This window comes from Corynebacterium silvaticum (assembly GCF_002162115.2).
GTDB lineage: Bacteria > Actinomycetota > Actinomycetes > Mycobacteriales > Mycobacteriaceae > Corynebacterium > Corynebacterium silvaticum.
Window position 1 is genome coordinate 598,862 of the sequence record NZ_CP021417.2, and the last position, 13,042, is coordinate 611,903.

Genomic DNA, 13,042 nt, shown 5'->3' on the forward strand with positions numbered 1-13,042 from the left:
CTTTTGTCGGCTGATTTCTGGAAAGAATCGACGATTCTTACCCTCGGCTCTAAAGTTCGCGGTGCCGAACCCGGACATGTGTTGTTGTGGCGTCTCCAGCATGCCTTGGAGTTGTCGCAACAAACGTCAGGCCCTGTTGTAGTCTCTGGAAAAGGCGAAGCTGCTGTGATGGGGGACTGGTTGGTGCGCCACGGATTGGATTCACAACGCTTGATAATTGAACCCGAAGCGACCAGCACCAACGAGAACTTGGAAAATGCGCACGCCCTCCTACCCGAAACCCGCACATGGATCGTGGTAACGAGCGATTTTCATAAACTTCGCACCCTCGCGTGGGCGCGGCACCTAGGAATCCCCATAACGGTAAGTTCCGCAGTGACCAAGCCGCCCTTTAGAGTGCGGAATTTTGTTCGCGAGATCTTTGCGTTGCCGCATTCGCTGCTGCGGATAGCGTGGCGTCGAGTAGCTTAGCTTTGCGACACCACGACAAACCCGCGAAGTGTGTTGGCCGGAGCATGTCAGGCCCCTTTACTGCCACCCCTTGATTTAGCCCCACCGATTTAGTTCATAGCGCGGATGTATCGCTGTAATTAACTTTTGTTGATTATTTTGATTGCAGATGCGTCTAGAAGCCTTCCAGCAGCAAACCTGCTGATAGTGGCCACTTTGATGTAGCGATGATGCTATAAAGAATGCTCTTTGAGATGGGCCGGGGAGTGGGGAGCAGGTTTCTTGAGCGGAGCATCTCAGCAGGTAGTAAGCGTTGTTCGGTCTTTGTGTTTATCGCAACAAAAATAGGGCCCTCAACATTCCATTGTTACGTTGAATGTGAGATTTTGGAATCGAGAGGGACTATGAAGAAAATATTTGCGCTCTGGACCGCGATGTTCGCGGTAGTGGCGTTGGCTTTATCGGGATGCAGCACAGCTCCAGAAAAGCTTCACAAGAAAAAACCCAAGCGGCTGGTATCACTGTGACTGACTTTCATGGCCGTCAGGTAAAACTTCCCAAGGCCTCTGAGCGCTCTGTGTTCCTAGTAGAAAACGCGATGAACACCATGATGGCTGTGGGTGGTAGCAAGAAGATCGTGGGAACGGGCGAAGTCTGGGAGCCTACGTTTAAGAAGGACTTCCTTGAGGCAGTTCACCCGGGCTTTTCCAAGTTGCCGGTTATCGCTTCTCAAGACGGTAGCTATGACTTGGAGGCGCTTGCCGCTTTGAAACCCGATTTTGTGGTTCTGTGGGCAGAGTCTGCCGATGATAAAGCGATTGCTGCCATCGAGGAGACCTTGAAGGTGCCGGTGTATGCGGTATTCCTGACTTCCTTTGCAGACCTGGACAAGTTGGCCGTCGATATGGCTAATGTCAATGGAACCCCTGAGCGTGGTGCTACAGTCAACGCACTTTTGAAGAAACAGATGGACAAGATCGCTGAGAAGACGAGCACGATCGAAAAGAAACCCTCTGTGTTCTGGATGTGGGGCGACGCTTACGGTACCGCTGGCACAAAGCCCAGTGCTAATGACCTGATTGAGGCTGCCGGTGGAACCAACGTGATTGCCAAGTGGGATAACTCTGCCAAGGCTTCCGAGCATCCGGTTGTTTCCCTGGAAACCCTGGCCAAGCTCAATCCTGATGCGATCTACATGTGGTACAACTCGGAGATCGACCCTTCAGATGTTATTGAGGGCAAGAACGTAGGCGGAGTTGATTTCTCTGCGTGGAAGAACCTCGATGCAGTGAAGAACAAGCAGGTCTTTGAGCTTGATGATCCGTTCCTTTATGACATGATGACTGGGCGTCTAGCAATGGCAACTGCCAAGGTCGCACAAGACATCAACCCTGAGGCATTCAAGGGCTGGGATAATTCTGCAGAAACTGATCAGTATTTTGTAGATATGTACGGCGTGCATTACCCAGGATTCAAGCCAGCTCAGTGAATTCACAACGCTTAATGAGAAGCCGCAAACTCCTTATTGTCGGGCTGCTTCTTTCTCCACTCGTGGCATTCTTTGTGTCTATGATGCTCGGTAGTTATGGAGCCAACCCAAGTGAGGCGCTTGCGGCTCTCGTCGCGCGGTTATGCGGTAGCCAAGAAACTGTCTCCGTTGTGATAGCCGATATTCGACTCCCCCGGGTAGTGACCTCTTTACTGGTAGGCATGGCTCTAGCCATGTCCGGAGCGACGCTGCAGGGAGTGCTGCGTAACCCGCTGGTGGATCCGTATATTTTGGGCTTGTCTTCGGGGGCAGCTTTTGGTGCGGCTTTAGCTATCGCAGTATGGCGCTGGATACCCGTTCCCATCAGTGCTTTTGTGTTTGCGCTTGTGGCTTTAGCCATGACCTATTTCATGGCGCGAACAAAGAACTCGGTTCCAATAGTGAACTTGGTTCTGTCGGGTGTCATCACCTCAGCGGTATTTACTGCTTTGCTCTCGATCGTTCAAATAACATCGCATGAGAAGTCGTTGCAAGCCATCGTGTTATGGACCATGGGAAGCTTCAACGGGGTGACGTGGTCAACTCTTAAGCCCACATGGTTACTGATTCTTCTTGGTTGCTTTTTCATGATTGGTTTGCGCTGGCGGCTCAATGTTTTAACCATGGGAGAGACCGAAGCAAAAGTGTCGGGGATGCACGTGGAGAGATACCGTGTTCTCTTTATCGTCTTATCCGCGTTGGTGTCAGCTTTGTCTGTTTCTATGGTGGGAGTGGTGGCGCTTTTGGGGCTTATTGTCCCGCATATCGTGAGGATGCTTCTAGGACCTGACCACCGAGTACTTATCCCGGTTTCTGCTGCGTTGGGGGCGGCGCTGATGGAGGTCATCGATACTGTAGCTCGGACAGCTACGGGTTTTGAGATCCCCGTCAGTATCATTACCACGCTCGTAGGTGCACCGGTTTTTTTGGTTGTTGCTGCGCTCAACAAAGGCAGGTCAATGGCAGTAGGAATGAGTATGGAATCAGTGAGTATCGGCTATGGCCAACGCTTAGTGATTCGTGATGTGACGGATACCTTCCCTGCCGGGAAAATTACAGCGCTTTTAGGTGCTAATGGTTGCGGCAAATCGACGTTACTCTCGGCGATCGCTGGCCTTACTCCGGTGCACAGCGGCGCTATTACCGTTGATACCCCAAACGCAGTCTTGGGATTTGTGACCCAAGCACACGCAATGTCTTTTCCTTTTGACGTAGTAGATGTTGTTTTGACAGGGCGCGTGCGGTTTATCAGGGCGTTTTCTTCCCCAGCTCCCAAGGACGTCGATGCCGCGCACAGTGCCTTGGACATGTTGGGCGTGGGGCATCTGGCGCGTCGGCAATACACAACGTTAAGCGGCGGCGAACGCCAGATGGTGATGATCGCACGAGCGTTGGCACAAGAACCAGATATTTTATTGCTGGATGAGCCGACGACCTATTTGGATCTTTATAATCAGCAACGCGTGTTGGAGGTCATGGACATGCTGCGCGGACAAGGCATCACTTTGCTAGCGACACTGCATGACCCGAATCATGCTCTAGCACTTGCGGATCATGCTGTGACGCTACGGCGTCTGAGTGAGGATGATTCGCGTACGAGTCTGATCAGTTCGGGAGCGCCCTCGGACATTGTTCACGCAGAGACGATTCGTACCATGTATTCATTGCAAGCGGAGTTCATTACTACCCAGCGTGGGCCAGCCATGTTGCCGTGGATGAACACTGTAGATAGTTAGATTTTTCGATGCAGGGGAGTGTTCTTCCAGATAAGACGGATCGTTACACGTCTGCCAGATTGCTAGCTGCTTTACGGTTGAGTCGACCGAAATTATAGTAAGCGGCACAGGCCCCCTCAGGCGATACCATGCATGTTCCTATGGGGGTTTGTGGTGTGCACGCAGTGCCGAAGACACGGCATTGCCAAGGTTTTATTTTTCCTGTGAGCATGGAACCACATTCGCATGTGACAGGGTCGGGGATGCGTTTACCTGGGATAGAGAAAATTTTCTCGGCGTCCCAGGCCGAGAACTCTGCGGAAATACCAAGACAAGATTGTGGAATCCAGCCGAGACCGCGCCATTCAAAGGCGAAGGTGTGCGTGTTCTGTCTTTCTAAATCAACACCGCTTTGCCCATTGACTTGTAGCGGGATAAGAGATACAAGAGGATGAACAATCCAATTATTATCCAGGCTGTCACAGGAATCGGAATCCCGTAAAACTGATAGTGTGAGGCGGTTGAAGCGGTGATTGCTAAGCCTCCTAGGCTATTGGCGATTTGGATTGATGATGATGAAAGTATGTCGGTAAGCGTATAAAACGCTAGACGATGCTCTTTACGCATGATGTCTACAGTGATATGCGAGACCATAACCGAATAAATTGCCTTGGCCCCAAACATGAGCGGCACTAATAAGATGGGAACAGTATTTCTAACCGCTTGGTTAAGATTGCCGGAAGTGCATAATGTTAGAAGCAGCCACCCAACTAATGTGACAGCGACAACAGAACCGGAAATGAGAATCGACCTTATCGGTTCTATTCGATCTCCTCGCCGCGCAATGAAGAACATAACAAATATGGATGTGACTGGCTTTAAAAGTAAAGCTAGAGCAACAAATTTAGGGTCAGTTCCGATGAGCTGAGAGATGAACACCGCAATCAGGGGAACGCCAACAAAAAGCTGTAGAGATGCATCCAGAGTTAACGTGCGGTACTGAGGATGTGCATACAGTATTTTTGTATCTCGAAATATGCTGGAAAAGATGGACGATAAGCTGATGGACTCCTTACGCATCTCTTCTACCGTTGGCAGTCCCCTGATCGCGATGAGTGCACTTATTGTGTATGCGATAGTGGCTATGGCTAATGCAGAGTAAAAAGTTTTCGATACCTGCCCGTGAAAAATAACTGTCTGTATGGCAAATGCGGTGATCGATCATTGAGCACTGAGAGATGATGCTGGTTATTGCCATAACTCCCGGGCGTTTTTCACGAGAAACAATCTCACTTATCCAGGCGCTCCATACTGTGCCGAACGACAGGGAATAGGCTATTTCCACGACAACTGCACACATTCCAAGTAGGAACAATTGGTGGAACTTTGAGGCGGGATACCAAACGGCAAAGAGCATTATCACAAGGCAAATGAGCATAACTGTCACGCCGGTGCTCATCATTTTTCTGTATCCAGCCTGGCGAGCGAGACTTGGACCAAGCATTTGGATGGGAACGCTAAGCAGCATTAAGAAATAGATTATCGAGAGTTTGCTGCTTTCCCATCCGAGCTCTCTTGTTATCAGGAGATTAAATAAATCACCTGATAGTCCGCCAGTAAGGCTTGCCAGAAGCAAGGAGCCGCTAGCGGGTAGTACGACACGCCAGTATCGAGAGAAGATTTCAAACATCTCAGTTACCCGCTGCTTTCCTATAGATCCTTCCCAAATGTTTTGTATATCGTGACAACATCTTTTCAAATGCGACGTTGAGGCGTGCATGTTTTCGGAAAAATTTCCGCCAAAGTGAGGATTATGATGTAAGTAGTAATCGAAGATGTGGTCGTATGCTTCATGATATGTATGTGTATCCAGCACATGTGCATGCCACACTATGCAAATAGCAAGGGGGGGGGAAGCGTCCTTTATATTTGTGCCTTAGCTACAACCACCGTGTGTAATGGAATTTGCATAGTTTTGTGTGCGCAGAATCCGTAGGGGGAGTGCCGGTTGTGACCTGCTCGGCGTCGTTTCTTTTTACACGGCAAATGAAGGAACGTTTATTGCAGCCGTATACCCGAGCTTCTCGACGAACCCTCTGCGTTAGAAGCGCTCGCTACTATTCAGGAATACGACCTGATTACTCAGGTGGCGTTAACGCCACGCTCGCCACAGGGCGATAGTCGCGATGACCAAAATGAGAGCAAGGAACGCCGGCCAGAGTGAGGGCTGTGGCTGAAACAGATTCACTACGGCCTGAACCAGGGCAAGAAACGCGAAAAACCCCACAAAGCCTAGGATGGAGTCGCGTACGAGTTTCTTCCTAGTCTCTTGGGGCTGAGGATCGCGCGGTTTCATGCGAATGATTGTACTGCGCCTAGTACCCGAAAGCGGTAATTATGCTTTCACTCCACCTGCAGTTAGGCCGGAGACGATACGGCGTTGGAAAGCAAGCACCATGATAATAAGGGGGATGGTCACCAGGGATCCCGCCGCCATAATGGCTGCGTAGGGGAACTCAAAGGCGCTTGGCCCAGAGAAACGGGCGATGGCTACGGTGACAGGTTCGGTTGCTGTTGTGGAGAGCTGACGCGCAAGCATGAACTCGTTCCACGTAGCAATAAAAGCCAAGATGGCGGTGGTAAACAACGCAGGTGCCGCAAGGGGCAGCAGTACGTGGCGGAAGGCCTGGCTGCGGGTGGCGCCGTCGACAAGCGCTGCCTCCTCTAATTCCCACGGAAGCTGCCGGAAGAAGGACACGAGCGTGTAAATAGTCAGCGGCAACGCAAAGGAAATGTTGGGGATGATGAGTGCGCGGTAGGTGCCTATCCAGCCGAGGTCGCCAAAGAGCTGGAAAAGTGGGGTCACAAGGGCGATGCCGGGGAACATCGAGGCGGCAAGCACAACGCCCGTGACTATTCCTTTCCCTCGAAACTCGATGCGAGCCAGCGCATATGCGGTGAAGACTCCGACGAGGACTGCGAGGAGGGTGGTGGCAAGGCCTACCAGCAAAGAGTTGACGATTGCGCCGAGGAAATCGTTTCCTTTGTCGGTGGACAACGCGTCGCGGAAATTCTCTAGGGTTACATGCGTTGGCCACGGCGTGGTTTCAAAGGTGTAATCCTTGTTTCGCAGTGCGGTGATCAGCATCCAATAGAACGGCGCCAGACCCCAGATCAGGATAAAGACCACACCGATATAGTTGGCTAGTGCTGCACGAATTTTGTGATTCATGGTGCGGTAGCTGTCCTTTCTTTGGAAGTCGTGGAGTTATCTAGCTTCTGATGCTTTCCACGACGCTGACGACGCTGCCGGTGCGGCTTGGGGGCGTCACCACGGCCCGTGATGTCTGCGCCAAGGACACGGATCATCAGGAAAGCGACGGCGAAAATAAGGAGGAAAATCAGCGTGGAGAGTGCAGAAGCCGAGTTGAAGTGATTCTGACGTACGTCTTCGACCACGAGCTGGGAGATCGTAGCCGTGGGGGAGTTTGACGACGATGAGATCAAGATGACCGGAAGGTCGTACATACGCAGGGCATCGAGCGTTCTGAAAAGAACAGCGACCATGAGAGCGGGTTTGACTAGTGGGAGCGTGATCTGTGTGAATTGCTGCCAGGTGCTGGCGCCGTCGACACGAGCTGCCTCGTATACGTCTTTGGGGATCATCTGTAAGCCCGCGAGAATCAGAAGAGCCATAAAGGGAGTGGTCTTCCATACGTCGGCAATGATGACGGCAAAGCGTGCAGCCCATGGGTCGGTAGTCCATTGGATTGGGGTATGCAGGAGCGAGTTGACGATGCCCTTATCCGCAAAGATAAACTGCCACAATTTTGCAGTCACTGCCGTAGGGATTGCCCACGGAATGAGCACTGCGGCTCGAACTAGCGCCCTACCGCGAAACTCCCTGTTCATGACCAGCGCCATGCCAACACCTAGAACGATTTCTAGGGCTACCGTGACCACGGTGAAAAAGAGCGTATTTCCTACCGCTGGCCAAAAATCAGTGGATATGACTCCGGGTGGGCACGCGATGGCACTTCCGGACGAAGTCCCGCAGCGCTGCGTTAGCCAGTAGGCATAATGCTCTAACCCAGCGAAACCACCTTGGGTGAAAAGCCCAGTGACTGGGTCAAGGCCTTTGTCTTCCTGAAAAGAGAGATAGATGGCCCTGACGATGGGATAGCCAATAACGATCGCTAGGACGATGAGCGTGGGGGCGATCAACAACGCAGCGTTGCGGTGTTGTTTCCGGCGCGCTTCGACGATTCCTTCCCGAGAAGGAACTTTTCGCGCTGGGCGCGTTGTGTCCACGGTACCTCCTTTGTCTGATGCTGGTCCGCTTCAACCTTAAAGCACTAAAGGAAGCCCGCGGTAAGAACATGTTCGTGGAGCATGAGCTTACCGGTGCAGGCTTCCTTGATAAAGATATTGGAGCTTAGTGCGAACCGTATATGCGGTTATGAGCGTATGAACTCAGTGGAGCTGAGACTACTTCTTGGATGCGTTCTGGATTGCAGCACGCATGTCCTTGGTAGCGTCTTCTACGCTCTTGTCTCCCTTGAGAGCAGCGTAGGCGTTGTCTTGAATAGCCTTGGAGATAGCTGGGTAGAAGGGGCTGACTGGGCGAGGTGCCGCATTTTCCAGGGACTTCTTCAGCGCCGGGAGATAGGGGTACTTGGCCACGAGGGACTCATCGTCGTAGATGGATGCGAGTACTGGTGGGAAAGAGTTATCGGCAAAGGACTTTTGGTTGTCCTCGTTCACGATGAACTTCATAAAGTCCAGAGCCGTAGCTTTGTTCTTGGAGTTCACGTTGATGCCATTGTTGTAGCCACCCAGGGTGGAGACGCCCACGCCGTCTTTGCCAACGAGTGGGGAGACCTCAAACTTGCCCTTGACCGCAGAGGTGCTCTCGGCGGCATTGGTGTACATGTACGGCCAGTTGATGGCGTAAGCGGTTTCTCCTGCTACAAAGGATAGGTTGGTTTCTTCTTCTGTAGCGGAGATGGAGTTCTTGGAGATGGACCCGTCCTTGTAACCGTCCACGAGCGCCTGAACGCCGGCCTTGGAGTCTTCGGAATCTACGGCGGGTGCGCCGGAGTCATCTAGGATGTGTCCGCCCCAGCCTTCGATGAAGCCTGCGGTGTTGACCGTGAGGCCCTCGTACTGCTTGAGCTGAGTGGTGAGGCAATCCACGTGCTTGGCTTTTGCGGCTTCACAGCTAGCGGTGAGATCTTTCCACGTGGCTGGTGCTTCTGGCACGATTTCGGTGTTGCGGAACAGCAGCTGACCGTTGGTGTTTTGCGGCAGAGCGTAGAGAGTTCCGTTATAGGTAGCAGACTCAACAGTTGCTTTGAGCAGCCCGGAGGTGTCTACCTTGAGATCGTCTTTGAGGGGGGCCAGCCACTGGTTAGCAGCAAAGTCGGCGGTCCAGACCACATCGAGTGCCATCACGTCATAGTCAGAGTTGCCAGCCTGAAGCGACTGCACCAGGGTCTCACGTTGATCGTCGGCCTCGCCGGCGAGTTCTTTGAGCGTGACCTTTTCATCGGGGTGCGCGCTATTCCATTTTTCAATAATTGGAATAACTTTATCCGTGTCGTTTTTGCCCATGGCAAAGGTGATGGGGCCGCGACCGTCAGTGTTCTGCGGTGCTGGCGCTGAGGAATCGGAGGAGCAGCCTGCGAGGGCTACCGAAGCAAAAAGCGCTGTGGCTGCAAGCGACGCGCCGGTCTTTGAGACGTTCATCGAGGGATCACCTTTCCGTTGAGTTCCCTCACTAAGGTAGTGATCCTCCGACGGAAGTAAAGGACTTATGGCCCTTATCACCCCGTAAAGAGGGTACTAAATATGAATGAACATCGTTGTCGATCTCCGACTATTGACCCCATATGCGCGAGAGGGGGTCAGGACAATCGAACCGTGATCTTTTCTGCACGTCCGATGGCATCAAGTCGCTGATCACTGGCCACTCCCGTAACAACGACAGCCGATCCGCCTGCCGCAAGCGGCGCTAGTACGGTGCGTTCCATTTCTGTCAACGTGGTCCAATCGGTGCTCAGGGCGCGCGCACCAGGGTCGACCTCGGCAAGGGCTTGCGTATCGACGCTCTCCTCAATCTTCGTACCTGGCTCAAAGAACTGGTCACCGTAGAAGCGCACCGTCGGGCCAAAATCGATCATTCCATCGGGAACTGTGCCCCCGCATTCCACAACGCCGCGTCCAAAAGGATCTTGTGTGACAAGTACAACGTCTCCGGTGAAGGCCGGGGAAGCGTCGATACGCTCGGAATCCATAAAAGCCACTGCCCCATGAGCGTGCTCGATGGGGCAGAACTCAACGTCGATTCCTGCTGCCATTGCGCCTAAAACTATGGCTACGCATTGCCAGCTTGCTGGAAGATCCAGACTGATGAGTGAGTCTTGCTCAAGATCTAGTTCCTCGCGCAGCATGTTTGCCACCTTCGCTGCCCAGTTATCCAGCGTTTGGGCCGAGAAATCGAGCCGGGCCCCAGTCGACTCGTTGTATACCGTCAACCGTGGGGTAGCAGAATCTGAGGAGAGTATGGTGCGCAGAAGTTCCATGAGAATCTATCGTAGGGGAAATAAGAATCTACTGTGTACAGCAATGGCTGAGGGGCATCGACAGATAGAGAAAGTCGATGCCCCCAGTCAATAGAAACTACAGAGTGAGTACTAGTTGACGCACCGTGGCCCGTTTCCACCGGCATCAATTTCTGGGGAGACGATTGCTTGTCCTTCGTCTGCTCCAGGCTGACCCACCACAGACGTTGCGCTTGACGTGCTCGTCGTCGACTCGGCGCTCTTCGGTCCTGAGTAATCGCCGGCGGCAACTACTACATAGGAATGTGGATCGAGACCGCTATGCTGCACGACTGGGATGCCACCGAGCTCCTGGGAAAGGTGCTTGGCATCATCGGTTTCAGGGTCTGCAGCCAAGATCTGGCTATGAGAGTACAATCCCTCGGGAGCATTGCCGGTTTCTGCGATGGTATACCCCTTGGTCTTCAGATGCCCGGCGACCTCGGCGGCGAGCCCCGACGTGGTGGTGGCATTAAGAACATCCACAGTAGTGTTGGGATGCGCGGTGTGATCGGCGGGTTCAGGAGACGTCTGGCTTGAAGGTCCTTCCTTTGGCCCGCCATTAAGCAGCTGGTCAAAGAACTTATGCACCTGCTGCACATCCACGGTAACAACGGATTCGCCGTAATCTCCGGTGCCGTCGATCGAAGTAACCGGGATGGTATTGAATCGAACATTGCCGCCAGCAAGATTCTGCAGCTGGTTGGCAAAGCTCATCACATCCCAGTTCTGGTCGATAACAACGGAACGCTCCACGGCCTTACCCATGTCTGATAGCTTCTGCGGATTAGTTAGGGTTCCAGAGGACAGCACCTTATTGACCAGTGAGGCCATAAACGCTTGCTGACGAACAATACGATCCAGGTCGCCACGGGGAAGTCCATGCCGCTGGCGGACAAAGGCAAGCGCCTGCCCACCCTTAAGCGTTTGACGTCCGGCTCCGAAATCAGCGCCGGAGTACTCGTCTTTGACGCTGTTGTTCAAACAGACTTCGACGCCGCCCACGGCTTCTGTCAAAAGAACAAAGCCGAGGAGGCCAACCTCTGCGTAGTGATCGACAGTAATTCCGGTGAGATCGGACACCGCACCGATGAGAGCCTGGCGTCCGGCTTGCTTGGAACGCTCGTCGAGAGTCTTCTGATCGCTGATTCCCTCCGATAGGAGTTTGGTGGCTTCCTTATCTTTATAGTTTTTGTACACGCCGTTGATTTTGAGATTCCCCAAGTTGTTGTCGTGCACATACGTATCGCGAGGAATAGAGATAGCGGTTGCCGAGGAACCGTCGTTGGGGATACGAATCACCATGATGGTGTCAGTATTATCGTTTTCCTCATCGCCGGCGTGCAGCAGTTCGATCTCCTGCGGGCTAAGTGGATTGCCCTGGGCGTCGGTACGCGAATCGGAGCCGACGAGCAGGACGTCAGTTGCGCCGTCGGCAGCTTCCTTCATCCCTTTGTCGCCGCCTAGGGAAAGGTTGCCGGCAGAAGCAACTGTGCTACCTAATTTTCCAATGGTGAAGTAACCGGCGCCAGATATGACCAGCACTATCGACGAGATCAACGCGAGGAAGATCTTAACGGGTCGAGGACCCATTTGTTTGGTATCGGGCATCGCTGAAGGCGGCGCCTGAATGTCGCGGTTACGACGGTATTTGTCGGTCATATGTGTTGGATCTCCATGAAGAAAGGAGTAGAAACAGGTAAAAGTCTAGGTGAAGTAGGGCTAAAAGCCGTAGTTTTTCTGCGAAATTGTTTTTATTGTGTGTTCGGATTCCCAACGATGAATAAAAGCGTGGCAGATCTCGATTCCCAGATACGCCCGACTAAGCTCAAGCGGGTGACTACAACAGATGCCAAGCCGATAGCCGTGATTACGGTTACTTTCTCTCCCGGTGATCACCTTGCAGCATTCCTGGATTCTGTACGCGAAGCGACCGTGCGGGGTGCGTATACCGTCCTCGCAGACAACGGATCCACAGATGGAACTCCTCAGGCTGCCGCGAAAGAACGGGACGGCGTGGAGTTTTTTGCTACCGGCGGCAACATTGGCTACGGCTCTGCAATTAATGCAGCGGCTCGCCACCTCAAGGACAAACGGGCAAATGGTGGCATAGAACCGGAGTTCTTCGTCTTAGCCAATCCCGATGTGGTCTTTGATAAAGGCTCGATCGACGTCATGCTCGAATGCGCGCAACGTTGGCCGCATGCTGGCGCAATCGGTCCCTATATTCGGCAAAGCGATGGGTCTGCGTATCCGTCGGCGCGTGCTATTCCTACGCTAAGCAACGGCATCGGACACGCGTTATTTGGTGCGATATGGCCGCATAATCCATGGACAAAGGCGTATAAGGACGATGCTGACATGGGTACTGAGCGCACCGCCGGGTGGGTATCTGGCTCGTGCTTGTTGGTTCGATGGGATGCGTTTGATGCCATAGGTGGTTTTGACGAGCGGTACTTTATGTATATGGAAGACGTGGATCTGGGCGACCGGTTTGGCCGCGCAGGCTTTGATAACGTCTTTTGTCCTTCCTCTTTTATTACTCATGCTGTGGGACACGCGGCAGGAAAGCATCCGGAAAAGATGCTGCCCGCGCATCACGAGTCGGCGTATCGCTTCCAGGCGGATCGTCATCCCCATGCGTGGCAGCTGCCCATCCGTATTGTTTTAAAACTGGGACTCCAAGCTCGCGCTTTTGTGGCGGTAGCGTCGGCGAAACTGAAAAAATAACCTCTGGGTCGGGAGGC

At 52.9% G+C, this 13,042-nt stretch carries 12 protein-coding genes and 1 pseudogene; 4 read left to right on the forward strand and 9 right to left on the reverse strand.

From position 1 onward, the window contains the following. Positions 1 to 3 precede the first annotated feature (3 nt). The 3 genes from CBE74_RS15255 (at position 4) to CBE74_RS15265 (ending at position 3,714) form a co-directional block, all read left to right on the forward strand. On the forward strand, positions 4 to 471 hold the full coding sequence (locus CBE74_RS15255; protein WP_087453484.1) for a YdcF family protein: 468 nt from the start codon (positions 4 to 6) through the stop codon (positions 469 to 471). Between the two features lie 502 nt (positions 472 to 973). Further along, positions 974 to 1,939: an ABC transporter substrate-binding protein gene (locus CBE74_RS15260; RefSeq protein WP_233426083.1), complete on the forward strand. Its 966-nt coding sequence runs from the start codon at positions 974 to 976 to the stop codon at positions 1,937 to 1,939. Between the two features lie 14 nt (positions 1,940 to 1,953). Further along, positions 1,954 to 3,714, forward strand: a complete 1,761-nt coding sequence (locus CBE74_RS15265) for an iron chelate uptake ABC transporter family permease subunit (RefSeq protein WP_225871182.1) — start codon at positions 1,954 to 1,956, stop codon at positions 3,712 to 3,714. A 43-nt stretch (positions 3,715 to 3,757) separates the two neighbouring features. Here CBE74_RS15265 and CBE74_RS15270 read toward each other — a convergent pair. The 9 genes and pseudogenes from CBE74_RS15270 to CBE74_RS15310 all read right to left on the reverse strand — a co-directional run. Further along, positions 3,758 to 4,063, reverse strand: a pseudogene (locus CBE74_RS15270) (hydrogenase formation protein HypD); the annotation flags it as partial. A gap of 26 nt (positions 4,064 to 4,089) precedes the next feature. After that, positions 4,090 to 4,773: a hypothetical protein gene (locus tag CBE74_RS15275; RefSeq protein WP_087453486.1), complete on the reverse strand. Its 684-nt coding sequence runs from the start codon at positions 4,771 to 4,773 to the stop codon at positions 4,090 to 4,092. Further along, positions 4,766 to 5,584 carry an MFS transporter gene (locus CBE74_RS15280; protein ID WP_139897073.1) on the reverse strand — a complete coding sequence of 273 codons (819 nt, stop codon included), beginning with the start codon at positions 5,582 to 5,584 and terminating at the stop codon, positions 4,766 to 4,768. The genes CBE74_RS15275 and CBE74_RS15280 overlap by 8 nt, the downstream gene beginning before the upstream one ends. Before the next feature lie 261 nt (positions 5,585 to 5,845). Continuing rightward, positions 5,846 to 6,049 carry a hypothetical protein gene (locus CBE74_RS15285; protein ID WP_014525420.1) on the reverse strand — a complete coding sequence of 68 codons (204 nt, stop codon included), beginning with the start codon at positions 6,047 to 6,049 and terminating at the stop codon, positions 5,846 to 5,848. A gap of 39 nt (positions 6,050 to 6,088) precedes the next feature. Continuing rightward, on the reverse strand, positions 6,089 to 6,925 hold the full coding sequence (locus CBE74_RS15290) for a carbohydrate ABC transporter permease (RefSeq protein ID WP_013910937.1): 837 nt from the start codon (positions 6,923 to 6,925) through the stop codon (positions 6,089 to 6,091). Then, complete coding sequence (locus CBE74_RS15295) at positions 6,922 to 8,004, reverse strand: carbohydrate ABC transporter permease (RefSeq protein WP_166741035.1); 1,083 nt, start codon at positions 8,002 to 8,004, stop codon at positions 6,922 to 6,924. The genes CBE74_RS15290 and CBE74_RS15295 overlap by 4 nt, the downstream gene beginning before the upstream one ends. Before the next feature lie 177 nt (positions 8,005 to 8,181). After that, positions 8,182 to 9,441 (reverse strand): ABC transporter substrate-binding protein, encoded by a 1,260-nt coding sequence (locus CBE74_RS15300; protein ID WP_087453488.1) that lies wholly within the window; start codon positions 9,439 to 9,441, stop codon positions 8,182 to 8,184. 158 nt (positions 9,442 to 9,599) lie between these two features. Then, entirely contained in the window at positions 9,600 to 10,277 is a 678-nt protein-coding gene (locus CBE74_RS15305) for a TIGR03089 family protein (protein WP_087453489.1), read from the reverse strand. A 111-nt stretch (positions 10,278 to 10,388) separates the two neighbouring features. Next, positions 10,389 to 11,957, reverse strand: coding sequence for an LCP family protein (locus CBE74_RS15310; RefSeq protein ID WP_087453490.1), 1,569 nt, complete (start codon positions 11,955 to 11,957; stop codon positions 10,389 to 10,391). A 117-nt stretch (positions 11,958 to 12,074) separates the two neighbouring features. On the opposite strand from CBE74_RS15310, the gene CBE74_RS15315 reads away from it, so the two are divergent. Beyond that, on the forward strand, positions 12,075 to 13,025 hold the full coding sequence (locus CBE74_RS15315) for a glycosyltransferase family 2 protein (protein WP_087453491.1): 951 nt from the start codon (positions 12,075 to 12,077) through the stop codon (positions 13,023 to 13,025). Positions 13,026 to 13,042 lie beyond the last annotated feature (17 nt).